The sequence below is a fragment of the Microcoleus sp. F10-B2 genome (assembly GCF_036704965.1).
In the GTDB taxonomy this organism is placed as follows: Bacteria; Cyanobacteriota; Cyanobacteriia; order Cyanobacteriales; family Microcoleaceae; genus Microcoleus.
In genome coordinates this window covers 1-25,900 of record NZ_JAUBTB010000068.1, presented here as the reverse complement: position 1 = coordinate 25,900, position 25,900 = coordinate 1, and the positions used below count along the sequence as shown (strand labels likewise).

The following is a 25,900-nucleotide window of genomic DNA, read 5'->3' as shown; positions in this document are numbered from 1 at the left end:
TTTTTAGTGGAAGAAGTATCACTAGAATCAGCTTTAACCCAGATTGTACCCAAAATATTGCCATCGACTGTTACCTATAAAATTCATGCTTTTCGAGGAAAAACAGATTTACTGGCTAAATTGCCTAACCGTTTGAAAGGTTATCAAGCATGGCTTCCGCCTGATTGGAAAATTGTTATTTTAATAGATGAAGATAGAGAAGATGGTCTCTAATTAAAACAACAACTAGAAATAATGGCAATATCATCGGGATTAATCACTAAATCTTCCTGTCAAAAAGATAAATCATTCCAAGTCTTAAATCGAATTGTAGTTGAAGAATTAGAAGCGTGGTTTTTCGGCGATGTTGAAGCAATTTGCCAAGCTTATCCTAAAGTCTCTGCCAATTTAGCTAGTCAACAAAAATATCGCGACCCCGATGCTATTAAAGGGGGTACATGGGAGGCTTTGGAAAGAGTCCTGCAAAAAGCTGGATATCATCCGGGAGGACTAGAGAAATATAAAGCCTCTAGCGATATTTCTCAATATATGAATCCTAAATCCAATCGCTCTAAAAGCTTCCAGGTCTTTTGTCAAGGTTTATTAGAAAGCATCAAGAGTAAGCAGGTATAATCAACTTTATAGACAATTTTCGAGTTCGTCATTGCTGAGCTAGGAGCGCGATGAATGATTTAGAGATCAAACCTAGATCCGCGCTTTCGGAGGACACCCTGTAAATAATAACCAAACTTTTAGCGATCGCACCAGCGTCCTACCCCTCCACATCTTTAAGCGCACCCTGCTGCTTATGCCTGGGAGCATCTCATATTTGTAAAAATACTTCTTTTGGCTCCTTCCTTTTTCCTCTTTCCTTCTGCCTCGGGCCTCAAAACTCCAATTTCTAGGTTGGATGCTTTCATTGAGATGCTTCCTTATGCCTTCTCCAACAATAACAACCACATCGCTAATGGGGTAAATTTTCCTTCCCTTGGGGATTTATCATCTGTCGGCAGTTGCAGCAACGCCCCCTGTGCCTTTTGTTGCGTCTGCTGGAAATTATCAAGACAATTCGGGAATGCTACCTAAAATTGATGGAAGGAATTTATTGAATCTTTACACTGTCACTATATATTTAAAGGAATTGTGAAGTTATACTTCCGGAAGATGCCAAATTGTGTTGCTTGTGAGAAAGTGCGATCGCGCAAGTGCGAGCCGAAAGCCAACAAATTTTAGAGAAGTCGGCAGCCTGGAGTTGCGCACCGGGTTAACTGTCAGTAGAATTTATCCGGGTGGTTTTTGTCGCTGACGCGACAAACTCGTGTCAAACTGCTTAAATAAGAAAGTGACGTTAAGAACTTAATGTGATTTAACGTCAAAATTAAACCCAATTTCTGAGATTTGAGCTAACTTAACAATGAAAGCCCCTGTTGCACTACTAAACCCGCAACGCTTCATTTGGGGTCATCGTCGGTCTCTAATCCAGAGTTGCCGACTTTACAACTAAAGCTACGAGCTTTATTCAATCGCAGATTTCGTATGATTCTATTCAGGGAAACAGGGTAAAGATGGGTGCATCTACACGAATTGTATTGGTCTCAATTCCGGCAAGTCAAAAATTGTCTGCTAACTGTCTGGCCAACTACGTCGCAGCCGTTCACCCAGATACGCGCAGAAAACAGCGCCGTTCGATCGTGCCAAAGTTTTTGCTGGGCATTCTCAGGATTTAGCAGAGCCGGAAATGAGTTAGTATTGTCAAGCTAAGCTGACAAAGTTTTCCTAGTTCTTGACAAAAAACGGAAAACAACTTCCATTTTTTGTGAGAAAGGCTACAATCGGAAAGGTCTTTGCAAGATCCGATTCTCACCCTTAGGTACTTCGACCTTCTGTTGTTGCATTTGAGGCAGCAGACCCGCATCCAAGGTGGCGAAAATTTGCCGTGCAACTGTGACGTCTGACAACCAGAGTGAAAGCAGCAGGCGAATCAAAAGTTCGACACCTCAAACACAAAAGTTAGAGGGTTCAGTGCCGGAAAACTTGTACGGGTAAAAGCTCGAAGTACCGAGTAAAAAAGCCACTATTTTTGAAGGTGCGATCGCTCGCATCTCTGGGTTCGCTTCTGAGGGCAAGGTATCGCAGATGATGCGGTAACTCGCTGCAAAAGAAAAAGCCCCACGCTCAATTCGAGGTCGCGACGTTCAAGTCAGCGATTAATTGAAGGCGCTCGCTCATTCAAACCAGAACTCAAACTTTGACTCGTAAAACTGGTGCAGTTTCGGTAACAGATTCAGTTAGCAGACCGAAAATCCCACTATTTTTTGCTGCGGGAATGCCAATATTGGCTAACTTGTCTAAACTACAAACAGACACTATTCCACTGTTATTTATTCTTCAATTCAGGAGCATGAGGAAGGCGGCATGATCCAGGCTAACACCGTACTCGAAACCACACTTAAACCCGAAATGGAAACAATCGAGTTGCTTCGGAACGCCGAAAGCGTTCTACCAGAAAACGAGTTGGAACTCTTTATCGACGAAGAAGACGATAGGGAAGATTTTCTAGACTCTCAATCTGAGGAGGACGACACTAAATCTGGCAAAGGTGTCAAAGCCCGCCGTCGGGCTCAGGCAAAGAAGAAGCATTATACCGAAGACTCTATTCGTCTTTACCTGCAAGAAATCGGTCGGATTCGGCTGCTGCGAGCCGATGAAGAGATTGAACTGGCTCGCAAGATTGCAGATTTGCTCGAATTAGAGCGAGTTCGAGAACAACTTCTCGAAGAGTTAGACCGCGAACCCAAAGACAATGAATGGGCGAATGCTGTAGATATGGCACTACCTGCATTCCGTCACCGACTCCACGTCGGTCGGCGGGCAAAGGAGAAAATGGTGCAATCAAACCTGCGTTTGGTGGTGTCGATCGCCAAAAAATACATGAATCGCGGTTTGTCTTTCCAAGATTTGATTCAGGAAGGCTCTTTGGGTCTGATCCGGGCCGCTGAAAAATTCGATCACGAAAAAGGCTACAAGTTTTCTACCTACGCAACTTGGTGGATACGTCAAGCCATTACTCGGGCAATTGCCGACCAATCCCGGACTATCCGCCTGCCGGTTCACCTTTACGAAACCATCTCGCGGATCAAAAAAACTACCAAACTCCTGTCTCAGGAAATGGGTCGCAAGCCTACTGAAGAAGAAATTGCTACCCGCATGGAGATGACGATCGAGAAGTTGCGGTTCATTGCTAAGTCCGCACAGTTGCCAATCTCTCTAGAAACTCCGATCGGCAAAGAGGAAGACTCGCGTCTGGGAGACTTTATTGAATCCGACGGGGAAACACCAGAAGATCAAGTCTCAAAAAACTTGCTCAGGGAAGACTTGGAAAGCGTTTTGGATACTCTCAGCCCCCGAGAACGGGATGTACTGCGGCTGCGCTACGGCTTAGATGACGGACGGATGAAGACCTTGGAGGAAATTGGTCAAATCTTTAACGTCACTCGCGAGCGAATTCGCCAAATCGAGGCTAAAGCCCTGCGGAAGTTGCGCCATCCCAACCGCAACAGCATCTTAAAGGAATATATCCGCTAGAGTAATTGTCTAGCATCACCCAAAAGAGTGATTCGCACTCTTTTTTTTGGGGGGGAGACCCCCCGCCCCGGTTTCAGCTATAGCTGTTAAAGTTTATGCTCCTAACTGCACGGAGCAAGTGGTTATTTGCTGCCTAAATTGCGCTGTCAAAATTTAGGGAGTCCGTTACGGAACTCCCAAGCTTTGCAGTGTCACAAAAGTCTTAACTAGAAAATTACATCAGGCCCCAAAAGTGAAGCAGGCCTTGACCGGAAACCAATTCGATGATGACAGCGGCAGAAAAACCAATCATCGCCAAACGACCGTTCCAATTTTCGGCTCCTTCGCTGAAGCCCCAGTTCCAAGCGTTGCGTTTTGGTTCTTGCATAGTGCCAACTCCTTTCGTTAACTTTTGTAAGGCTTATGTAAATTAATATAACAACGACTTGAAAAAAGTGCAAAGTTGTGGATATTGGGATATGTGACAGCGGTCGATCGACCTTGATGATTTTACCTAACAGGAAAAATAGCCAACTCGGTATCGGGGTCGAACAAGTGAATTTTGTCATGGGCGATGGCCAGCCAAAGCTCCTCGCCAACTCGGATCGATCGCTCAGGAGGAACCCGCACTTGCATCCGCACGGCCGGAGCATCCGTCAAACAGACCCGCAAATAAGTTTCGTGTCCCAAAGCCTCTACAATTTCCACTTGTACCGAAAGATTTTTGGTAGCAGGAGGGTGAATGCTCAGATGTTCCGGCCGAATGCCCAAAATTAGCCCACGCCCGTCATATTTTTGTAGACTTTTTGCCCAAATATCGGGTAAAGTAAAGCGAAATTGCGGGTGAGAAATCAACAGCGGAGCACTAAATTGCACCGACAAGAAATTCATCGGCGGAGAACCGATAAACTCAGCAACAAACAAATTAGCCGGCTTGTTGTAAAGCTCTAGAGGTTGAGCTACTTGCTGAAGCTGGCCTCTATTCATAATAGCAATCCGATCGCCCATAGTCATCGCCTCAGTTTGGTCGTGAGTCACATAAATAGTTGTAGTTCCCAACTGTCGCTGCAACTGCACAATTTGCGATCGAGTTTGGGCCCTCAATTTCGCATCAAGATTAGATAGCGGTTCGTCCATCAAAAAAACTTCAGGATTTCGAGCCATCGCCCTGCCCAAAGCTACCCGCTGCTTTTGCCCTCCCGAAAGTTGTTTGGGCAAGCGATTTAAAAGAGATTCTATTTGCAATAATTCAGCTACCTCCCGCACTCGTTTTCCTACGGCTTTTTCCCGTTCCGACAAATAGCGCAAACCCGGAGGCAGCTTGCGAGTCGCTCCTCCTAAAAAATCCTCAAACAAAGGATAATTTAGAGGATTTTTAAAAGAATTAGAAGCTAAATCCTTAATAACTTCTTCTATCTTATTCCTAATTTTTTCTATAGTCTGGATGCTTCCTTCTTCCCCTTGTATCTTCCCCCTTATCCCTTCTACTTTCTTCCCTCTTCCTTCTTCCTTCTTCCCTCTTCCTTCTTCCTTCTTCCTTCTTCCTTCTTCCTTCTCCCTTTCCGAGCGGCGCAATCCAAAGGCGAGATTATCGTAAACTGTTAAGTGAGGATAGAGAGCATAATTTTGAAATACCATAGCGATATCTCGGTCTTTAGGAGGCAAATCGTTAAGGAGCCGATCGCCCACCCAAATATTGCCGGCCGTCAAAACTTCCAAACCGGCGATCGAACGCAGCAAAGTGCTTTTTCCGCAGCCAGAAGGCCCCACCAGCACCATGAATTCCCCGTCTTCGACCGTCAGGTTAATGCGCCGCAAAACGCTGTTAGACGAAGGGCGATCGGCCGCAGGCGAGACACTTTCTGCGACGCTGTTTGCTTCTTTTTCCTGTTCTCCTTGGCGGAGCGGAAAACTTTTGTAGATATTTTCTAATACAACTTGCGCCATCAAACAATTTTAGATTTTAGATTTTAGATTTTAGATTGGGGAACTGGAGGCAGAGCCTCCGGGTATGTATTCCCAGGCAGAGCCTGGGAACAAGGCTTAATGGGGAATAGAATTGGTCGAAGGTAACAAGGCCAAGTCTCAATCGAGGCACAGCGAATAATGACCAATGACTAATCACTATTGACTGCTGATAACTTTGATAATTTTTTCACCCGGACTGAGGTCAAAAACTCGATCGCCCGCAGCATCTTTCCCCCAAAAAGCTATAGCATCAATAGCCGATCGCAGCAGGCGGCCAGAATTAGTAAAAAGTTTAACATCCGTACCCGGAACAGCCTGCAGCAAGCCAACTAAAGCATCTTTAGGTTCTGAGAAACGAAAAGCTTGAGTGCCAATTTCGCCCCGGTTAGTAAGTCTGACAGAACCTGCAGGCATTCGTTTTGCCCAACCCAACTCGGAAAATAGTACCAGACTGTCGTCCGGGTCGAGAGTTATGCAACCCACCAACTCTTCCTGCTTCCGCAACCTGGTTACTTGAGAACCCTGGGCGCTGCGGCCCATTGGTGGCAGTTGTTCGTCATCAATCTCAAACCGGAGGACTCGGCCTCCTGAAGTAGCGATCGCCACTTGCTCGCCGACTTTAGCCAGACTCGCGCAGCGCAGCCGATCGTCCTCCTTGAGTTTAACAACAGTAACGCCGCGATTAGTCAAATCAGCAAATTCCTGCATCGGCAAGCGCTTAATTTTCCCTTGCTGAGTCAGAGTTACTAAATCGGCAGCTTCCGAATTTTCCGGCAAAATAAAGTGTGCAACTGTGATTTCCGACAAAGCGCGACCGGCACTATCTTTAGTAGCACTCGGCGACAACAAACTAACGATCGGCGTTCCCCGGTCTTTGGCGCTACTACTAGGAATATCGGCGACTTTCAGCGGGTAAGCCTTGCCGTTAGGAGTTAAGACGACCAAAGTGCGATCGGTTTTCGTTAGATCTGCCGTCACAATAAAATCTTCATTTTTTTCTAAAGCTGAAACCGATTTTTCGCGACTTTTCGAGCGTGGCTTTTCCCCGGTCGGCAAGCGCCGCACGTACTGCTTGTGCGAAAATTCAACAATAGTTTCCTCTGCTTCTAGAACGGGCAATAAGTTAGGCTGAATCGTTGCCGGCGACAACTGCTTCACCGCAGAATTTTTCTTACCAGAAAATTGTGGTTCGGCGTTGGCTGCGCGTCCGGTTCCATTGGCGAATTTAGTGCGGCGGGGGTCAGCGTACTTGCGTTTGAGCGATCGAAATTCCTTCTTTAAAGCCTTCAAAAGTTCGCGCCGATCGCTCAACAACCGCTGCAATTCTTGAATATTAGCCATCAACTCATCAAACTCAGACTGCAAATTTTGCCTTTCCAAACCAGTCAGCCTGCGCATCGGCATCGCCAAAATAGCATCAGCTTGAATTTCGCTCAAATTGAGGCGAACTTGCAAAGTTTGCTTAGCAGTAGTGCCGTCAGGAGAATTTCTGAGAATGTCGATCGCGGTATCGATATTGGTCAAAGCCAAGATTAAGCCTTGGACAATGTGACATCGGCGTTCTGCTGCCTGCAACTCGTAATTGTAGCGGCGGGTAAGAGTCACTTCCCGGAAATCGAGAAATTCCTGCAACAATTGTCTCAGCGTCAACTGTCGCGGTTGACCGTTGACAATTGCCAGCAAAATCGCGCCAAAATTTGTTTGCAGGTCAGTTTGTTGGTAAAGGCGAGCCAGAACCGCTTCTGGGGTAAATTCCCGCTTGAGTTCAACCACAACTCGAATGCCTTCGCGATCGCTCTCGTCACGCAAATCAGAAATACCGTCGAGCCGGCCGGAATTGACCAACTCCGCCACCTTTTCAATCCAAGCAGCCTTATTTACCTGAAACGGAAACTCCGTCACCACGATCGCCGTTTTAGTGCGCACCTTGCGATTACCGGGCACCTCTTCCACCCCGGCCACACCCCTGACCGAAATGCTGCCTCGACCCTTAGTGTAGGCGTCAACAATGCCCTCTGTAGCGACGATTTCCCCTCCTGTGGGAAAATCAGGACCCGGAATCAGTTCTATCAACTTCTCGTCCGATAGTTCAGGGTTTTCAATCAAAGCGATTAAACCGTCTACCACCTCGCCCAAATTGTGCGGCGGGATATTAGTTGCCATCCCCACAGCAATGCCAGCACAGCCGTTGAGTAACAGAAACGGCAACTGAGCAGGCAGCGCCGTCGGTTCCTGCTGCGAACTGTCAAAGTTTCCAGTAAAATCAACAGTTGCCTCGCCGACTTGGGTTAGCATAGCTTCGTGGGCGATCGGTGCCAGCCGAGTTTCCGTGTAGCGCATAGCAGCAGCCGGGTCATTGTCCACCGAACCGAAATTGCCGTGACCCGCCAGCAAAGGATAGCGGCTCGAAAACTCCTGAACCATGCGCACCAGAGCGTCGTAAACCGATTGGTCGCCGTGGGGGTGATATTTTCCCAAAACATCTCCAACTACCCGGGCGCACTTGCGGTAAGGTCGGTCTGGCGTCAGACCGAGTTCGTGCATCGCGTACAAAATTCGACGGTGAACCGGTTTTAAACCGTCGCGGACATCAGGCAAAGCTCGCCCGACGATCACACTCATGGCATATTCGAGGTACGATTGCTGCATCTCGGCGTGCAGAGGCGTAGAAATTACTTGCCCGGAAAGTAGGTTGAGTTGTTTAGCCATGAGTCCTTGTGTCCGTTAATTCCTGAGTGAAGACAGCCTCGGTCAATAATGCTGAGGTTGCCTGTCTCCAGTGAAAAGCGTTTGCCGCAGGCAAACCGAAAGTCCGACAAAACCGCCCAGCGGGAGGATAAAAATCAACTTAATTACTGAAAGCAGAATCAGAGTGCCGAAGACGGGCAACACTTGCCTCTTACTCTCCACTCTTACCCTAACCTCTATGTTGCCTTCATTTGTGCCTACCTGTTTATTTACCTTCAGCCGTGAGTAAGGTTGATTCACAGTCCTGCTTTTCCTTATAATCGCTCACAAATGCCGATCCTTAAAAATTCAGCAGTCAAAAGCTCTCCTTGCCAGAGGGAGAGTCAGACCGCACCTCGATCAACGGAAGCCTAGATCTTTTGAGCAGTCTCGATGCTCAAAACCGAGAATTGGGAATCCCCCAAAATCCCCTGCTATATTCGCTACTCCGAATGCAGCAGCGGGAGTATATAAATAAACATTGCTTTATTCTAAGAGCATGAAAGAAAATAATTGTCACACATCCCGGACTCCAAGCCAGAGGCTTGACCGAAACAGAGGATACTAGAAACCTATTACCTGGGAATCTTGAGCCTCTGGCAGTGTCAGGTCTCCTTCTAAAAAACAACTAAACTGTCTGTGTGTAGTAGTCTAAATGATGGTACTGGATGCTTCAGGGCATCTGTACACCCTCTCACGCCTACTACCTCAAGGATATAAATACGGGTTTTGCAGGGTTCCCGGCTGATGGCGCTAAAAACTCTGCATTTTTGACGGGGAATGTAATCCCCGTGCCGTGTTCTTCTTTGGACTAAAGTCGCAAAGTTTCCATACTTCCCATATTTATTTATGAAAACCGTTCTGATTGTAGAGGACGATTTGGTTAATGCTCGGGTTTTTTCCAAAATTCTGACTAAGCGGGGGGGCTTAGCCGTGAAGCACACGGAAAATGTTGAAGAGGTGATGCAGATTGCTGCGAACGGCGAAGCTGATTTGATTTTAATGGATGTGTCTCTTTCGCGGAGCGTGTACCAGGGAAAAGCTGTTGACGGCATCAAGATTACTCAACTGCTTAAAGCTGACCCGCAAACGGCCTCGCTGCCGATTATTTTGGTAACAGCTCACGCGATGGCCGGTGATAGAGAAACCTTTCTGGATCAAAGCGGTGCCGACGGTTACATCTCTAAGCCTGTGGTAGACCATCAAGAGTTTGTCAATCAGATCAAGGCTTTGCTCCCTGACTGAGCGAACCGAAGGAAGAAGGAAGAAGAAATAAGAAAGAAGGAAGAAGGAAGAAGGAACAAAGAGTTTTTTGTTTGAACTAACAAACCGTTAAAACTCTTGAATTATAAATTCTTCTCCAATTCTGACTTATGCCTTCTGACGAATACTTCCTACCTTATTCCTTCTTCTTTTGGATGTGCCGATGGCACAATGCTATGACTTTTGAGTTTTAAGTTTTGAGAAAAAGAATTTAATATTTTTCAACTCATGCTCTCGGGGCGTGCGATCGCGAAGAACCAAAAAATCTCCGCGCAGCTCACTCTGATTGCTTGCTGCGCGGCAATCTCAAAACACGAGATTAGTCTTCGTCCTCGTCGAAGTCGTAACCGATATCGTCATCGTCATCGACCACTTCACCTAAGGAATCATCATCAGTCTCAGCGACAAAATCGTCCTCATCAACCTCAACATCCTCAAAATCCTCATCAACCTCAATGTCAGACCCGCGCCCAATCTCGAAACCGCTCTCGATCGTATAAGCGCGGCGCGCCGATCTATCGTCGAGCACCACATCCTCCTGCAAATCGTGGATTTCGTCATCAAACACAGCACCATCAAAAGCCGCATCCTGAACCCCAGCATCCTCATAGGCATTGAACCCAGTCCCCGCAGGAATCAGGCGGCCGATGATCACATTTTCCTTCAAACCGCGCAGCCAGTCGGACTTACCCTCGATCGCAGCTTCAGTCAGCACCCGGGTAGTCTCCTGGAACGAAGCAGCGGAAATAAAGCTATCAGTATTCAGCGAAGCCTTAGTAATCCCCAGCAGCACCGGAGTATAATCAGCCGGAGCCCCGCCAGTAATCGACATCGCCTCATTCACCTGCTCAACTTGCCGCAGTTCCACCAACTCGCCCGGGAGCATAGTAGTATCGCCGCCGTCCTCCATCCGCACCTTGTTGGTCATCTGGCGGACGATTACCTCGATGTGCTTGTCAGAAATATCCACACCCTGAGACTGGTAAACCGACTGCACCTCATTCACCAAAAAGGTCTGCACCTGTTGGAAGCTCTCTAAAGCTGCCTCAAAAGTAGGCTGCCGCTCCTTGAGTACGTGGAAGAACACCTCCAGAATTTCGTGAGGATTGGCAGGCCCGTCCGTCAAGGCTTCGGCGACACCGACGCGCTGACCGTCGGAAACGATCGGGTTTTGACCGGGTAACAAAGGATACTCCTCAATCCGACCGTCATCCTCAATCACCGCCAGCTCGACAGCATCGTCATCCGTAACCACCCGAGCCGTGCCCGGGCGCTTGGCCAAAATACAAGCTTCCTTGGGCTTGCGCGCTTCCAGAAGTTCCTCGATTCTCGGCAAACCCTGAATGATATCCCCGGTTTTTGCCCGCTCGAACACCAGAATCACCAAATTATCGCCCCGCTGTACCAAATCGCCGTCCTCTACGTGCAGCACTGCACCTGCGGAAACCCGGTAAGGGCGAGCCACCCTGAGCACAATTTTCGCCGGTTCCTCCCCTTTTGCCGGTACAACCTTGACCACTTGACCGGATTCTTCCAAAATAATTCCCGGAGCTACTTCGGTACCTGCAACCAGCAGTTGACCGGGTGTGACAGCAGGGATACCTGCCACAGAAATCGAAATAGAATCGGCATCGCGCATCACCAGCAGGCGGCGCACGGGTTCGTTGTGCCCTTCGCGGATGCCCCGGACGATGCCCGCTTCTTTGCAGAGAATCTCGGTGCGGGCCACGACTGCGCCAGGGGCGATCGACTGCCCGTCTTCCACCAACAGCCGAGTGTGAGTGCTGCCCTGAGTCGGGTCTGCGGATACGTCCCGCCGAATTACTAGGGATTCCAAAATCACTAACTGCAAGCGGAAAATCCTCGAAGGCTGCTCGTTTTCGCCGTCTTGAGGCAGCGCCAGCTCGCCTGAGGCCTCGGCGGCATCAGGCGAAGTCCAAGCAGGCCCGGAACCGTCGGCTCCAAAAGCCAGAGCTTCGGGCTCATCCGGCAGCAGCTCGATATCTGCTGCCAGTTGCGGAGCCCCGGAACCGATTTCCAAAATAAGCTGAGTCCGCAGCAATTCCAATCCTTCCACCGACTTGACGCGCTCCCCGTCCTTGTAGGGCAGCCGCTGGACTGCTTTGAGGGAGATCGACTCGTTGAGCGCTGTCTGAGAAGGTACGGGCGGCTTGTCGGGCACTGGAAATTCCACCACAGGCCGCAGCAGCAAAGCGGGGCCTTCGGGAGTTTCGATATATTCTGCATAGCCCAATTTGTCGGCAACCAAGCCGGGGAAAATTTCCTGACCGGCGCTGACAATTTGACCTTCCCCAAAAGTCAGGGGCGGGCGATCGACTGCGTGGAGTTCCCCGGGCTTGATCACAATCTCCCGCAAGATGTCGTTTTTCTGAGTGACTTCTACCGCCCCGCTGGTTTGGCAGAAAATATCCTTAACTACTTCGGTACCGGCCTCGACGTACTGGCCGTCTTCCACCAGCAGCAGGGAAATATCTTTGTTGACCTCGTGGCACTCTTCGGGTATCCACAGCAGGGTGCCGCCTTTAACTACTTCGTAGCCGAGTTTTGCCTTGCCCCGCTTGTGGACTTCCACCCCCGCGTACTTGACAATGCCTCCGGTAGCGGTGCGGTAGCTGTCGTCGAGCAATTCCGCAACTACTTCGCCGTTGATGACTTTGCTTCCGGGAGCTGTTTTGAGCGAAAACCGCTGGTTAGAAGCCGTTTCGATCGTGTAGTGGTCGCGGCCGCCCGCGCTTTCGGCGCGCACGATTGCTTGGTCGAGCAGGACTTGGGCGGTGATAATTTCGATCTCTCTGGGGTCAGCGATGCGGACTACGCCGCCGTGTTCGGAGATGAGTTTAGTTTCGGCGATGACGCTTTCGGCGGGAATCCGATCGCCGTTTTTGACCGCAGGTTCAGCACCGGGGGGCAAGTTGTAGACTTCTCCCGAGAGAATCCAAATCAGCCCGCCTTTGCTGGCGGTGCGGGTGGTGTTGCCCTGGCGGTCGGTTTTTTCCTCCGGCACCAAGTCAGCAAATTTGGCTTCTCCCGCCAAGTCGGAGGCTACGTCGGTAGTGACTTTTTCCGTAGTTTTGCGGGCGGCGCGGCCGGCGATGGGCACTTCTGCCAAAACTTGACCGGGAATTGCCCGCTGTCCGTCTTTGACCATCAAAGTAGAACCTTGGGCGATCGCCAGCTCAATCTTGAGTTTTTGATTTTTGGCCCCGGATTTGCCTTCTTCAAAGCCCTCGCCCTCAAATACGAGCTTGCCGTTGTTTTCTGCTACCAGAGCTTCTTCGCCGTGTCTGGTGCGGAAAGAGCGGGTGCGCAAGTTCTTGAACTTGACTGTGCCCGGGAAAGGTGCTCGTTCTTGTTTGGCGACTTCTCCGGTGAATACACCGCCGGTGTGGAAAGTACGCATCGTGAGCTGGGTTCCCGGTTCCCCGATCGACTGAGCCGCAATAATCCCGATCGCCTCTCCCATGTCTACCATTTGCAAGTGGGCGAGACTCCAGCCGTAGCAGTGCTGGCAAACCGAGCGCGTAGATTCGCAAGTCAGGGGCGATCGTAAATACACCTCTGCCACCCCTGCTTTACCAATTTCCGCCGCCAACTCCTCTGTAATCGGCTGATTTCGGACGGCTTTTTCGCTGCCGTAAGCAACGATTTCCCCGGTTTTGGGGTGCACCGCGTCTCGGGCAAAAACACGTCCCAGCAGCCGTTCTTTTAGGGGAATCAGCACGGTAGCTCCGTCTGTCATCGCTCGTACCCGAATTCCCCGCTGAGTACCGCAGTCTACTTCGCGCACGATTACGTCTTGGGATACGTCTACGAGTCGGCGAGTCAAATAGCCGGAGTCTGCGGTGCGCAGGGCTGTATCTACCAAGCCTTTGCGCGCTCCGTAGGAGGAAATAATGTATTCGGTGACTGTCAGTCCTTCGCGGAAGTTGGTTTTAATGGGCAAGTCGATGATTTCTCCTTGGGGGTCAGCCATCAATCCGCGCATTCCTACCAACTGCCGCACTTGAGAAATGTTCCCCCGCGCGCCGGAGAAGGCCATCATGTAGACCGAGTTGAGGGGGTCTGTGGCTCGGAAGTTTTTGACTACTTCGTCTTTGAGGTCTTCTGAGGTGCTGTTCCAGGTATCGATTACTTTTTGGAAGCGTTCGACTTCGGTGATTTCGCCTCTGGTGTATTTTTGTTCGGTAATGCGGATTTCTTCTTCGGCGGCATCTAGGAGCGATCGTTTGGACGGCGGCACTTGCAGGTCATCTACGCTGATGCTGACGCCGGCTTTTGTGGCGTAGCGGAAACCCAAGTCTTTGAGTTTGTCGGCCATTTGGGCTGTACGGGCCGTTCCGTAGTGCATGAAAGACCAAGAGATTAATTTTTTGAGCTGACCTTTGTCAACAACTCGATTGCGAAAAACAATTTCCTTATTTTCTGTCATTTCTCTGGTGTTGGTAATTGGTAATCCGTAATTGGTAATCCCTAATTCATAATTCGTAATTGGCAATCTGTAATTCGTAATTGGTAGTTTTACCTGCTGCGGATGCTATTAGTTTTTAGCTATTCTTTGTCAGTTATTACCAATTACAATTACCGATTACCAATTACCAATTTCTAATTGTTAATTACCGATTCGATCGTTTGGTGATAGATAATCCGGCCCGGAGTAGTGCGAATAAACTGATTGATCAACTTGCCCTCTCCGTCTTCCCGAACCCGGCGGAACTTGTATTCTTTCGTTACTATACCGTCGGCCGAGCGTTCCACCTTCAGCGGTTCTCCTTCTGCTTCTATGTTTTCTATGGCACCTTGAAACCTCACCCACACGTATGAGTGCAAGTCAACGACTCCTTGTTCGTAAGCGACAACCGCGTCGGTAAGGTTGGAGAAATAGTGACCGGCTCCTTTTTGAGCGTGAGGATTTTCGGCTGTCAAGTAATAGCAACCGAGCACCATATCTTGAGAAGGAGTAACGATCGGTCTTCCGGTTGCCGGCGACATAATGTTGTTAGAAGCCAGCATCAGCAAGCGCGCTTCCGCCTGAGATTCCAGAGACAAAGGCACGTGCACGGCCATTTGGTCGCCGTCAAAGTCAGCGTTAAAAGCCGGACAGACTAGCGGGTGAAGCTGAATTGCCCTCCCGTCCACCAAAATCGGCTCAAAGGCTTGAATCCCCAAACGGTGGAGGGTCGGCGCCCGGTTTAGCATTACCGGGTGTCCTTCAATCACCTCCTGAAGCACGTCCCAAACGCTGGGATCGTTGCGTTGGATCAGTTTTTTGGCAGCTTTGATGTTGTTGACCAATCCTTGGCGGATCAGGCGGTGGATGACGAAAGGCTGGAAAAGTTCGATCGCCATTTCCCTCGGCAAACCGCACTGATGAATTTTCAGTTTCGGTCCCACCACAATCACCGAACGCCCGGAGTAATCAACCCGTTTCCCCAGCAAGTTTTGCCGGAAGCGACCTTGTTTCCCTTCAATGATGTCCGACAGCGACTTCAGCGGGCGGTTGTTTGCCCCCACCACTGTCCGGCCCCGACGCCCGTTGTCTATCAGCGCATCCACAGCTTCTTGCAACATCCGCTTTTCGTTGCGGATGATGATCTCCGGTGCCAGAATTTCTTGGAGTCTGGCCAAACGGTTGTTGCGGTTGATTACTCTCCGGTAAAGGTCGTTGAGGTCGCTCGTTGCAAAACGCCCGCCGTCTAGCTGTACCATCGGCCGCAAGTCGGGGGGAATCACCGGAATCACATTGAGTACCATCCAATCGGGTTGAGATCCCGTAGCTATGAAGTTGTCAATTACCCGCAAGCGTTTAATTAACTTTGCCCGTTTTTGACCTTTAGCATTGGCAATATCTTCCCGCAACTTTTCCGCTTCACTTTCTAGCGGAATATTTTGCAGCAAAACTTGCAAAGCTTCAGCACCTATGCCTACTTCTACACCTGTGAGTGTGGAATCTTCGCTGTAAAGTTCGTCTTCTATTTCCAACCAAGCATCTTCGGTGAGCAATTGCTTGTATTGCAGTTTTTCGGCATTACCGGGATTGAGAACAACATAGGCATTGAAATAGACGATTTGTTCGACATCTCGCAGCGGCATATCTAACAGAATTGCCATGTAACTCGGGATGCCTTTGAGATACCAAACGTGAGCTACTGGAGCTGCTAATTTGATAAATCCCATCCGGTGACGGCGAACGCGAGATTCAGTGACTTCAACACCGCATCTTTCGCAAACAATGCCTCTATGGCGAACTCGTTTGTACTTCCCACAATGACATTCCCAATCTTTTGCAGGCCCAAAAATGCGCTCGCAAAACAAGCCATCCATTTCAGGTTTTAATGTCCGGTAATTTATTGTTTCTGGTTTTGTCACTTCACCGGTAATTTGACCGTTGGGTAAAGTTCTCTCTCCCCACTGTCGAATTCTTTCTGGTGAAGCTAATCCTATCTTGACGTAATCAAAGCGTTGTTCTACCTTAGCCATTTTGACTCCAATTGATTATTTACTGTCGATTAGTGCTGGCAATTTATATTTTTTGTTTGCTTCGTTTTGAACTCAAATCAATATTATTCTCCTCTATAGGTGACGTTTATTTTAATATCAGAAATCATATTTCTGGATACTCCAAATTCCTGAGCTATTTTAGCAAGGGATTCTCCGGCTTGGATTCGTTCTCGGATCTCAATAGCTTGAGCAAAAGTTAGCTTGCGTTCGAGATGTCCACCCATGCGGGGAACTGGAACCTCTTGACCTTCTTCTTTCCAAGTGACGTGATACTTAATATCGTGTATGGTTTTGCGGTCGACACTGTATTCCTGTGCTACATCCTTCATCCTCTTTCCTGCTGCTAGCTTTTGCCGAATTTCTCGCACCTTTTCCCAATCTAATTTGGCATTGGAAAGAGGATGACTTTTTCCTTGAGTGCGTCCTTTCTTAGAAGCATCTAACAAATTTTGAGTGCGAGTACCAGCCCAAAGGTGTTCTGGATTGATGCAACTGGGATTATCGCAGGTATGACAAGCATCCATCGAAGCCGGAAGTTCGTATCCTAATTTCTCTGCTAAAACAGCACGAGTCACTGATTTTGATTTTCCATTTTTCAAGTACCTGCCATAACCTGGGCCGTCTTTTGAACCTTGGAAAATGATGCAGCCGCTGTCTTGAATTTCTCCTAAAAAATTGGGTGAAACTGTAGTGAAGTTATCGGGAATATTTGTCTGAAGTATCTTAGTAATAGTTTCATGTTGTACTCCATACTCTTTTGCTAGGTGGTTCTTGATGGTTCCAGATAAATATTTAGTCTGAATTTCCCGTAGTTGTGCGATCGACAATATGCCAATACCCGGAATACTTTTGCGTCTGGGAGTTTTGCGATCGCGCCCAATCATCTGCCCGGTATTCTCAGCAGCAGTACCTACTACCAGATGTGCCGGGTTGATGCAGCTTCGATTGTCGCAGGTATGGCAACCAAAATAACCGGAACCGAGGAACCCTGCTATTTTCGATTCGAGGACTAAACGGTGGACTAATACTGTTTTGCCATCGATCCACTTGCGCGCGTAACCGTTGCCAAACTTGCTCCCTTGCCAATTAATACAGCCTGTCGCCCGGTCAAATTCTCCTTCTATTCCCGGGACAACTGTTACAATAGTCATGTCAGCGTCTCTCCTCTTAAGAGCGTTGATTCGCCTCAGCAGTGGTACAAACACTGTTGAGGCATTTTAATTAAAGATTGTCGATTAAAGATTTTAGATTGAATGCTGTCAAAAAAGCTTGAATCTAAAATCTTTAATGCCTAATCCTCGTCCAGTTCGTCACGAGAAAGGGATTCGTAAGTAGGCCGGGAGGGCGATCGCCTGCCGCCGGCATCGGCCATCAAATCAACCTCAACGTGTTCGCTGCCATCGTCGGAGGTATTGACCTTGTGTACGGCAATGTCTAAGCACAAAGACTGCAACTCCCGCATCAGCACCTTGAAAGATTCCGGTGTACCGGGGCGCGGAATAGCCTTGCCTTTAACAATGGCATTCAGCGCTTCATTCCGCCCCTGCATATCGTCCGACTTGACAGTCAGCAACTCTTGCAAAGTATAAGCTGCGCCGAACGCTTCCAGAGCCCAGACTTCCATTTCTCCGAACCGCTGACCCCCCTGCTGCGCTTTGCCGCCCAAAGGCTGCTGCGTTACCAGCGAGTAAGGGCCTGTGCTGCGGGCGTGGATCTTGTCGTCTACCAAGTGCACCAGCTTCAGCATATAGGCGATGCCGACTGTAACGGGGCGATCGAACGGTTCCCCAGTTCTGCCGTCGTAGACAATCGTCTTGCCGGGGTGCTTTTCGTTAAATACCCACGGCTTGCCCGTTTTTTCGCGCGCCTCCTGTAGCTTGCCGTGTACGGTTTCGCGAGACTTTTCAGCGCCGTGCATTTCGTCGAAGGGCACCATCTTGAAGCGCATCGACAGATTTTCGCCGGCCCATCCGAGCAAACACTCAAAAATCTGACCTACGTTCATCCGCGACGGCACGCCCAAGGGATTGAGCACCAAATCAACCGGAGTCCCGTCTGGCAAGTAAGGCATATCCTCCATCGGCAGAATCCGGGACACAATACCCTTATTCCCGTGGCGGCCGGCCATTTTGTCGCCGACTTGAATCTTCCGCTTTTGAGCTACGTAGACGCGGACGACCATGTTGGCGCCGGGGGGCAGTTCGTCGCCCTGTTCGCGGGTAAACACCCGCACGTCCACCACGCGGCCTTTTTCGCCGTTAGGGACGCGGAGGGAATTGTCGCGCACGTCTCGGGCTTTTTCGCCGAAGATTGCCCGAAGCAGTTTTTCTTCCGGCGGTTGGTCGGATTCGCCTTTGGGGGTTACTTTGCCCACCAAAATGTCGCTGGCTTCCACCCAAGCACCTTTGCGGATGATGCCCTGTTCGTCTAGCTGGCGCAGCGCGTCTTCGCCGACGTTAGGAATTTCGCGGGTGATTTCTTCGGGGCCGAGTTTGGTTTGGCGGGCTTCGATTTCGTACTTCTCAATGTGGATCGAAGTGTAGATATCTTCGTACACCAAACGCTCGCTAATGAGCATCGCGTCTTCGTAGTTGTAGCCTTCCCAAGGCATATAAGCTACCAGGATGTTGTGACCCAGAGCGAGTTCGGCCCCTTCGGTGGAGGAACCGTCGGCGAGCACTTGACCTGCTACGACGCGATCGCCCTCATAAATCAGCGGACGCTGATTTAAACAAGTATCCTGGTTAGAACGCTGATATTTTTGCAGTTCGTGTTCGATGCAGCCAGCGTATTTTTGCTTCCAAACCGAGGGCTGCTTGACTTTGAGTTCGTCGTATTCCCGAATCAGGAAATGTTCTTCGCTGGAACTCGACTCGGCATCCGAGGCCAGGGGTTTGACAATAATCCGGGTGGCGTCGATGTAAATCACCTCGCCGTTAATCCGGGACACCACCACCATCCCGGAATCTCGGGCTGCCTGAGCTTCCAATCCCGTACCGACTAGGGGCCGTTCCGGTTTCAGCAGCGGCACAGCTTGCCGCTGCATATTCGAGCCCATCAGAGCTCGGTTGGCGTCGTCGTGTTCCAGGAACGGAATCAGCGATGTGGCGACGGAGACGATTTGCACCGGCGAAATCGCCATGTAGTCCACCTGCATCGGCGTAGTCGTCGTAAATTCTTGGCGGTAGCGGACGGCTACGGTTTCGCCCAAGAGGTTGTTGTTTTCGTCGAGACTGATGTCTCCGGGGGCGACGCGCAAATCGTCTTCTTCGTCGGCTGTCATGTACACGGGGGCTTTGTCGCGCAGCACCCGTCCTTTTTCTACTGGGTAAAAAGGAGTTTCAATGAAGCCGTAGGGGTTGACTCGGGCGTGGGTTGCCAAGGAACCGATCAGGCCGGCGTTGGGGCCTTCTGGTGTTTCGATCGGGCAAATCCGGCCGTAGTGAGACGGGTGAATGTCCCGCACCGCAAACCCGGCGCGTTCCCGAGTCAGACCTCCCGGGCCCAAGGCCGAAAGCCGGCGTTTGTGCGTCAGTTCTGCCAGAGGATTGGTTTGATCCATGAACTGCGATAGCTGCGAGGAACCGAAGAATTCCTTGATTGCTGCTACCAGCGGTTTGGGGTTGACCAGGGAAGCGGGGCTGAGGGAGTCCGCGTCCGAGACTGTCATCCGTTCGCGGATGATCCGTTCTAAGCGGTTGAGACCGACTCTGACTTGGTTTTGCAGCAGTTCTCCGACACTGCGGACGCGGCGGTTGCCTAAGTGGTCGATGTCGTCTGTCGAACCGATGTCGAATTCGAGGTTTATCAGATAGTCGATCGCCGTCAAGATATCTTGCGATGTCAGTACCCGCATCGTATCGGGCACGGAGAGCCGCAGTTTTTTGTTGAGTTTGTAGCGGCCGACCCTCCCCAAATCGTAGCGTTTGGGGTCGAAAAAGCGCGAGTTGAGGAGCTGTTCTCCCCCCGCGACGGTGGGGGGTTCGCCCGGGCGGAGTTTGCGGTAGAGCTCCATCAGAGCTTCTTCTTCGCCGAATTGTCCTTCTTTCTCGATCGTTTTCTGGAAGTATTCCGGGTGGCGGAGTGAGTCGTAGATTTCGCCGTCGGTGAGTCCGAGGGCTTTGAGCAGCACCTGAGCCGATAGTTTGCGGGTTTTGTCGATTCTGACCCAGACTAAATCGTTTTTGTCGGTTTCAAATTTCAGCCAAGCACCGCGGTTGGGGATGAGGGAGGCGTTGTAGGAACGGCGACCGTTTTTGTCGGTTTCCGATTTGTAGTACACCCCTGGGGAACGCACGATTTGGTTGACAATCACCCGTTCCGCGCCGTTGATAATGAAAGTGCCGCGCTCGGTCATCAAGGGCAAATCGCCGATGAAGACTTCTTGTTCTTTGATTTCCCCTGTTTCTTTGTTAATCAGGCGGGTGGGTACGTACATTTGCACCGAGTAGGTGCTGTCCCGGCGCTTGGCTTCGTCCACGTCGTATTTCGGGCGCTTGAGTTTGAAGTCTTTGCCCATGAAGTGGAGTTCCAGCTTGCCCGTGTAGTCTGTAATTGGGGAGAAGCTGTCGAGTTCTTCGATCAGTCCGGCTTCTAGGAACCAGCGAAAACTTGCCCGCTGGATTTCGATCAGGTCGGGCAAGGTGAAGGCGAATTCTGTGTAATCTTTAGTGGTCATGGGTGTCCTTTTTCCGCAGTGGCTCTAGCTTTTTACCGGGCGTCAAGGCTTGGCTTTTTTTACCTTGTTACCTTGTTGCGTTTTTTTGATGGATTGTGTGAGAGAATTTATATGATGTTTTCGATCGCCTGCCAACTGATGCAACGGTTATTTTTGCGGGTGGCTCGCAGTATTTTTGTGCGGATTTTAGTTTCGATCGAGATGCTTTTAGCTCCGATCTTGTGGTATCTTGGGGTAAATTCCCTACACTTTAGACTCCTAAAATTGACTTGACAGCTATTGCCAAATTGCTGAGGTTCCAAGTTTCTTCGCTATGTGTAAGTTTGAGTTATTTCGTGAAGTCTTTGCCGCTCGCGAAGGTTAGCGTACTCGCGTTGTGTTGGCATTTCCGGGGCGACATCGCAGTCGTGGGTAGTAAGCCAACGCCCGATCGGTCGGTTCTTTTTATTATAGGACGCAAATCCGATCGCAACAGGCAACGCCAAAAGAATCTCCAATAAAGGATGAATCCGGTTTTTCTGGCAGGATAGAAATGGGATTGTCCTGAGCGCTGGCTCCTAAATCGACCTGTTTTCCTCGTTTCTCTGTTCTGCTATAACTAAACTGAAAAGCCGAATAGCTGACAGGCATTTTTGGTTGTCTGCTGGGACAAAGTTAATAGAGAAACTCCTCTCAATTTAGCAACTTGCTCGGCTACGTAGTAGACATAGGCTGGTTCGTTGCGTTTTCCCCGCTGGGGTACGGGGGCGAGAAAAGGGCAATCTGTCTCGACTAGGATGCGATCGCTATTTACCATACAAGCTGATTCTTGTATTTGCAAGGCTTTTTTAAAGGTGACTGTTCCGCTAAAACTGATGTAGAAACCCAGGTCTAAAAACCACTGGGTTTCTTCGGGCGTGCCTCCCCAGCAGTGCATCACCCCGCGCACTGGCCCGCGAGTCTGCCAAAAGTTCCTCAGCATTTGGGCCATTGGGGCGGCGGCGTCGCGACAGTGGATAATGACTGGTTTGTCAAGTTCCTGGGCGATTGCAAGCTGTGCCTCAAACACTTTAAACTGGTGTTCTCGATCGTCAGCTTTATAAAAGTCCAGTCCGGTTTCGCCGATCGCCACTACCCTAGAGTCCGAACTTGCTAATTCCCTAATCTGGCTGGCAGTCTCGTCTTTCCACTTGTCGGCATCTAAGGGGTGGAGTCCAACCGCAAAGGAGACTTCGGCAAACTGATTGGCGATTGCTTGAATGCCGGCAAACTCTTCTGGCTCTACACAAGAATGAACCAGCCGAACTACACCAGCTTCGCGCCAGCGTTCTCGAATGGCTTCTAACTCAGATTTGTAGGTCTCAAAGTTGATATGAACGTGAGTGTCGATGAGCTGCATGGGGGAAGCAGATTAGAGGTGATACGGGAGAGTCCCAGTGGGTGAGGTATGAGGGCGAGAGGGCGAGAGTGGGGGAGTGGGAGACTCGAAGCAAGTGGGAGACTGGGAGAGGGGGAGACTGGGAAAAATCTTTCCTCTTCCTTTTTCCCTCAGTATCCATCCGTTAAATCGCATACACCATCCGTTGCCGAACTTCACGCTTGACTTCTTCCCTCAAAATCGATTAAATCCGTTAAATCCCGTACACAATCCGTTGGCGAACTTCCTTCTGTCTTAAGATGCTACCGAGGATGTTTCGTGCGGCTTGAGGGTTCTTGCCAAGCGGGACTTTTTGCGAGCGCCGTTGTTGCGGTGGAGTACACCTTTTTTGACAGCTTTGTCAATTTTGCTGTAGGCCTCTGACATTCGCTGCTGGACTTCTTGCATTAATTCCGGGCTCGGAGCTGCGGCGTACTTGTCTACGGCAGCGAAATACTTCTTCATCAAAGTTTTGACCGCTGACTTGTAAGATTTGTTGTACAAGCGGTTACGTTCGGCGATTTTGACTCGTTTGACGGCGGACTTAATATTTGCCATAGTTCAGTTGCTGGAAGTAGGTATTCATTGATACACCCTAGTCTCAAGACAGTCTCAAGACGCGGGGATTTTGAAGGACAACCTTTTCGGGAGCGATCCGCAAAAAGCTTGATTTTTAAAGGTTGAGTGAGACAGCCACTCTCCATTCGCTCAGATTGAGCTGAGTCGGTGGCTACTTTTTGGCGATCGCCCGCGCAATAATTTTTTATTGACTCATTTAACGGCCTGTTTTTTACCCCTGACGATACCCAAAGGTATGACATTGGTGTTATGGAGGCGTTTTGCGGTGTTTCCACCGTCACGAGTTAAAGTCACGGTTTCTTGCGCGCAATTTTCAAGTATACAATAATTTGGCGTTTTTTATAAAAAAATATCAGGTGTTGGAAAAACTAATATAGCATTTATTCTGCTTAAAATCCCATTCCCTGAAAAATCCAAGTTAAGCTATAACAAAGAATACGGGTTATTTGGGCTTCTTGCCGAAGCACTTACCGAAGGTAGAAGGTAAAAAGCTGAAGGTAGAAGGTAGAAGGTAGAAGACAGCCGGATCGGAAGGTAGAAGGTAGAAGGCAGAATCAAAATTCTCCCGCTCGAACACTCTGGCTCTCGGCCGCTCTCTGGCTCTGACACTCTCCCCCTCTGCGTTCCAACCCTCTCCCTCCGCACCCGGTTCTCTGGCGGGCAATTCAAGAGAGAAGGTTGTGACTTGTCCTCAGTGTTGCAAAATTATCGACAGAGATTTAAATGCTGCACTGAAGCCTTTGAAAATGCCGCGAGTATCGCGGTTGAAGCTTGTGGACTGGTGGTGGCCTACTTCTCTAGGAGAACCCCCACAAAAATCCCCAATTGTCAAGCAAATGTTAGTGAATTTATAGACGGCATTCCTAATCTCCATGCTGCGAATCATTACTCAGTGGGTTGAGGCACAAGCTGAACTGCGACGGATCTGCGATCGCACCCATGACGAACTTGTTGTTCACAAAGAAGCCACCGTGCGGGAGGTGCTGCAAGCTGTAAGGCGCAGAGGCGATCGGGCTGTGCTGCACTACACTGCTGAATTTGACCGCATGACCCTAAATGTGGAAGATTTACGGGTGAGCGGCGCCGAATTGGATGCTGCTTATCAGCAGGTGTCGAAAGAATTATTAAATGCCATCCGGCTGGCTTGCAAACAGGTAGAAGCGTTTCACCGACAGCGCGTACCCAAGTCTTGGGTGCAGTTTGGCGATGACGAAATTGTTTTGGGCAAGCGCTACACGCCGGTCGATCGAGCGGGAATCTACATTCCTGGCGGTCAGGCGTCCTATCCGAGCTCGGTGATCATGAATGCGGTTCCTGCGAAGGTCGCCAAGGTGCCGAGACTGGTGATGTGTACTCCCCCCGGACAGGAAAAAAAAATGAATCCTGCGGTGCTGGTAGCGGCTCAGGAAGCTGGAGTTGATGAGATTTATCGGGTAGGCGGGGCGCAGGCGATCGCGGCTTTAGCCTACGGTACGGAAACTATTCCGAAGGTGGATTTAATTACAGGACCGGGGAATATTTACGTCACTCTCGCCAAAAAACTGGTTTACGGGACTGTGGGGATCGATTCTCTGGCTGGCCCGTCGGAGGTGCTGATTATTGCGGATGGTTCGGCGAATCCCGTGCACGTGGCTGCGGATATGTTGGCTCAAGCTGAGCACGATTCGATGGCGTCGGCAATTTTGCTGACGGCGGATTCGGTGCTGGCTAGGAAAGTGGTGGCTGAGGTAGACAGACAGTTGGCAGATCACCCGCGCCGAACTTTAACAGAAAAGGCGATCGTCAACTATGGTTTAGTCGTGGTAGTTGACTCGCTCAAAGCGGCGGCGGAACTCTCTAACGAGTTTGCGCCGGAACACTTGGAATTGCAAGTTGCAGATCCTTGGGCTTTGCTCGACCAAATTCGCCACGCTGGGGCGATTTTCTTGGGCTTATCGACGCCGGAAGCTGTAGGTGATTATTTGGCTGGCCCGAATCACACTTTGCCGACTTCTGGGGCTCCGCGCTATGCGTCGCCGCTGGGTGTCGAAACTTTTATGAAGCATTCGAGTTTGATTCAATATTCGCCGGCTGCACTTAAGAAGGTGGGTAAAGCGATTAATGTTTTGGCCCAAGCAGAGGGGCTTCCTTCTCACGCTGATTCGGTGCGGCTGCGGACTGAAAATGAGGGAGAGGATGAGTTTTAGATGGTAGATTGGAGATTGGCGACCGGCAAAATACAGAGGTAGTCAAAAGCGAGTGAAATGCAATGAAAGGAAGCAATTCTCTTGCGATTATGGTAGCTTTACATTCTGTGACAAGCAGCCCAGTTTATTTGCACCTACCTAACTTACGCACTGCGGGCTTAAGAAACCCGGTTTCTTCAAGAATCTTGCTGAAATGACGCAATTATGTTAAGAAACCGGGTTTCTGGGTAGGTAATAATGATGTTGGTGGGGAGCGCGAAATTGTGGAAAGTAGCCGACAAGCAACGAAAAATTTAAAGTCTAAATATCTGAAATTTAAAGGTGCACGGTATTGAATACTGTTTTGGTAGCGATCGACAATTCAGAGTTAGCGACTCAGGTACTGCAAGTTGTAGGACAATTTCAGCTAGAACCGACGGCAAAGGTGATTTTAGTTCATGTTGTGAGTTATGGTACGTCGGATTTTGACGCGGTTGTCGATCGACCTCACGCTCAGGGAGATGAGATTGCTTACCGAGAGGTGGAGAAGTTACTGCAATCTTATCAGGAAAAGTTGCCTTGCCAGAGCGAATTGGAGATTGTTTCCGGACAACCTGCAGAAGAAATTGTCCGTTTGGCTAATATTTATAAGGCGGATTTAATTGCGATCGGCTGTCGGGGTTTGACTGGTTTAAAGCGGATTTTGGAGGGTTCGGTGAGTGCTGAGGTAGTGGCTGAGGCTCCTTGTTCGGTGTTGGTGGTGCGCGCTAAATAAGGGAGAGAACCGCATAACCGCAGCAATGGGTAGAGTAGATATCAACCCAATTGCTGCAATCCCTTACTGTACAAGTTCTGCTCAATGTGCTGCATTTCCTCGATATCCTCACCTGCAACTATCCCGTAAATTTCCGTGTAGATTTTCCCGTATTTAATCTTCTCTAAAGCCGACAGGATTATCAAGTCCTTGCGATCGAGTTCTCGTTGTAACCCACATTCCGCAGATGTGGGTCGGATTTCTTTATCAGTTGTGAAAACTTGGAAGCCAAACACTTTTAGGCTGAA

17 protein-coding genes and 1 pseudogene are annotated in these 25,900 nt (G+C 49.6%); 7 read left to right on the top strand and 11 right to left on the bottom strand.

Going from position 1 to position 25,900, the window contains the following annotated elements:
* The first annotated feature begins 6 nt into the window (after positions 1-6).
* The 4 genes from QUA99_RS23285 (at position 7) to rpoD (ending at position 3,564) form a co-directional block, all read left to right on the top strand.
* Positions 7-213, top strand: coding sequence for a hypothetical protein (locus QUA99_RS23285; RefSeq protein ID WP_333241358.1), 207 nt, complete (start codon positions 7-9; stop codon positions 211-213).
* 21 nt (positions 214-234) lie between these two features.
* On the top strand, positions 235-612 hold the full coding sequence (locus tag QUA99_RS23280; RefSeq protein WP_333241357.1) for a DUF4276 family protein: 378 nt from the start codon (positions 235-237) through the stop codon (positions 610-612).
* A gap of 932 nt (positions 613-1,544) precedes the next feature.
* On the top strand, positions 1,545-1,706 hold the full coding sequence (locus QUA99_RS23275) for a hypothetical protein (RefSeq protein WP_333241355.1): 162 nt from the start codon (positions 1,545-1,547) through the stop codon (positions 1,704-1,706).
* Between the two features lie 688 nt (positions 1,707-2,394).
* On the top strand, positions 2,395-3,564 hold the full coding sequence (gene rpoD, locus QUA99_RS23270; RefSeq protein ID WP_333241354.1) for an RNA polymerase sigma factor RpoD: 1,170 nt from the start codon (positions 2,395-2,397) through the stop codon (positions 3,562-3,564).
* 214 nt (positions 3,565-3,778) lie between these two features.
* On the opposite strand, the gene QUA99_RS23265 is transcribed toward rpoD, so the two are convergent.
* The 4 genes from QUA99_RS23265 to QUA99_RS23250 form a co-directional block, all read right to left on the bottom strand.
* Complete coding sequence (locus QUA99_RS23265; RefSeq protein ID WP_333241353.1) at positions 3,779-3,931, bottom strand: chlorophyll A-B binding protein; 153 nt, start codon at positions 3,929-3,931, stop codon at positions 3,779-3,781.
* A gap of 122 nt (positions 3,932-4,053) precedes the next feature.
* On the bottom strand, positions 4,054-5,490 hold the full coding sequence (locus tag QUA99_RS23260; protein ID WP_333241352.1) for an ATP-binding cassette domain-containing protein: 1,437 nt from the start codon (positions 5,488-5,490) through the stop codon (positions 4,054-4,056).
* Positions 5,491-5,667: 177 nt separating this feature from the next.
* Positions 5,668-8,220, bottom strand: a complete 2,553-nt coding sequence (locus tag QUA99_RS23255; protein ID WP_333241351.1) for a DNA topoisomerase (ATP-hydrolyzing) — start codon at positions 8,218-8,220, stop codon at positions 5,668-5,670.
* 42 nt (positions 8,221-8,262) lie between these two features.
* Positions 8,263-8,499: a hypothetical protein gene (locus QUA99_RS23250; RefSeq protein ID WP_333241349.1), complete on the bottom strand. Its 237-nt coding sequence runs from the start codon at positions 8,497-8,499 to the stop codon at positions 8,263-8,265.
* Between the two features lie 588 nt (positions 8,500-9,087).
* Here QUA99_RS23250 and QUA99_RS23245 point away from each other — a divergent pair.
* Positions 9,088-9,483, top strand: coding sequence for a response regulator (locus tag QUA99_RS23245; protein WP_333241348.1), 396 nt, complete (start codon positions 9,088-9,090; stop codon positions 9,481-9,483).
* A gap of 337 nt (positions 9,484-9,820) precedes the next feature.
* Here QUA99_RS23245 and QUA99_RS23240 read toward each other — a convergent pair whose 3' ends face one another.
* The 6 genes from QUA99_RS23240 to rpsT all read right to left on the bottom strand — a co-directional run bounded on the left by QUA99_RS23240 (position 9,821) and on the right by rpsT (position 22,652).
* The gene (locus tag QUA99_RS23240) at positions 9,821-13,969 is read right to left on the bottom strand and encodes a DNA-directed RNA polymerase subunit beta'' (RefSeq protein ID WP_445251037.1); all 4,149 of its coding nucleotides are present in this window, start codon (positions 13,967-13,969) and stop codon (positions 9,821-9,823) included.
* A 155-nt stretch (positions 13,970-14,124) separates the two neighbouring features.
* Positions 14,125-15,999, bottom strand: coding sequence for a DNA-directed RNA polymerase subunit gamma (locus QUA99_RS23235; RefSeq protein WP_333241346.1), 1,875 nt, complete (start codon positions 15,997-15,999; stop codon positions 14,125-14,127).
* Between the two features lie 83 nt (positions 16,000-16,082).
* The gene (locus tag QUA99_RS23230) at positions 16,083-17,171 is read right to left on the bottom strand and encodes an HNH endonuclease (RefSeq protein WP_333241345.1); all 1,089 of its coding nucleotides are present in this window, start codon (positions 17,169-17,171) and stop codon (positions 16,083-16,085) included.
* 140 nt (positions 17,172-17,311) lie between these two features.
* Positions 17,312-20,698, bottom strand: coding sequence for a DNA-directed RNA polymerase subunit beta (rpoB, locus tag QUA99_RS23225; RefSeq protein WP_333241343.1), 3,387 nt, complete (start codon positions 20,696-20,698; stop codon positions 17,312-17,314).
* 598 nt (positions 20,699-21,296) lie between these two features.
* Entirely contained in the window at positions 21,297-22,076 is a 780-nt protein-coding gene (locus QUA99_RS23220) for a TatD family hydrolase (protein WP_333241341.1), read from the bottom strand.
* Positions 22,077-22,349: 273 nt separating this feature from the next.
* Positions 22,350-22,652, bottom strand: a complete 303-nt coding sequence (gene rpsT / locus QUA99_RS23215) for a 30S ribosomal protein S20 (protein WP_333066838.1) — start codon at positions 22,650-22,652, stop codon at positions 22,350-22,352.
* A gap of 893 nt (positions 22,653-23,545) precedes the next feature.
* On the opposite strand from rpsT, the gene hisD reads away from it, so the two are divergent.
* The gene (gene hisD, locus QUA99_RS23210; RefSeq protein WP_333241340.1) at positions 23,546-24,859 is read left to right on the top strand and encodes a histidinol dehydrogenase; all 1,314 of its coding nucleotides are present in this window, start codon (positions 23,546-23,548) and stop codon (positions 24,857-24,859) included.
* A gap of 331 nt (positions 24,860-25,190) precedes the next feature.
* On the top strand, positions 25,191-25,613 hold the full coding sequence (locus QUA99_RS23205; protein ID WP_333241338.1) for a universal stress protein: 423 nt from the start codon (positions 25,191-25,193) through the stop codon (positions 25,611-25,613).
* A 41-nt stretch (positions 25,614-25,654) separates the two neighbouring features.
* Here the strand turns inward: QUA99_RS23205 and QUA99_RS23200 are convergent.
* Positions 25,655-25,900 (bottom strand): annotated as a pseudogene (locus QUA99_RS23200) (hypothetical protein); the annotation flags it as partial.

Coding starts and splice junctions, on each gene's coding strand:
- hisD (WP_333241340.1), top strand. CDS start 23,546: ATGCTGCGAATCATTACTCAGTGGGTTGAGGCACAAGCTGAACTGCGA.
- rpsT (WP_333066838.1), bottom strand. CDS start 22,652: ATGGCAAATATTAAGTCCGCCGTCAAACGAGTCAAAATCGCCGAACGT.
- QUA99_RS23275 (WP_333241355.1), top strand. CDS start 1,545: ATGGGTGCATCTACACGAATTGTATTGGTCTCAATTCCGGCAAGTCAA.
- QUA99_RS23255 (WP_333241351.1), bottom strand. CDS start 8,220: ATGGCTAAACAACTCAACCTACTTTCCGGGCAAGTAATTTCTACGCCT.
- QUA99_RS23260 (WP_333241352.1), bottom strand. CDS start 5,490: ATGGCGCAAGTTGTATTAGAAAATATCTACAAAAGTTTTCCGCTCCGC.
- QUA99_RS23235 (WP_333241346.1), bottom strand. CDS start 15,999: ATGGCTAAGGTAGAACAACGCTTTGATTACGTCAAGATAGGATTAGCT.
- rpoB (WP_333241343.1), bottom strand. CDS start 20,698: ATGACCACTAAAGATTACACAGAATTCGCCTTCACCTTGCCCGACCTG.
- QUA99_RS23245 (WP_333241348.1), top strand. CDS start 9,088: ATGAAAACCGTTCTGATTGTAGAGGACGATTTGGTTAATGCTCGGGTT.
- QUA99_RS23265 (WP_333241353.1), bottom strand. CDS start 3,931: ATGCAAGAACCAAAACGCAACGCTTGGAACTGGGGCTTCAGCGAAGGA.
- QUA99_RS23280 (WP_333241357.1), top strand. CDS start 235: ATGGCAATATCATCGGGATTAATCACTAAATCTTCCTGTCAAAAAGAT.
- rpoD (WP_333241354.1), top strand. CDS start 2,395: ATGATCCAGGCTAACACCGTACTCGAAACCACACTTAAACCCGAAATG.
- QUA99_RS23230 (WP_333241345.1), bottom strand. CDS start 17,171: ATGACTATTGTAACAGTTGTCCCGGGAATAGAAGGAGAATTTGACCGG.
- QUA99_RS23220 (WP_333241341.1), bottom strand. CDS start 22,076: ATGCAGCTCATCGACACTCACGTTCATATCAACTTTGAGACCTACAAA.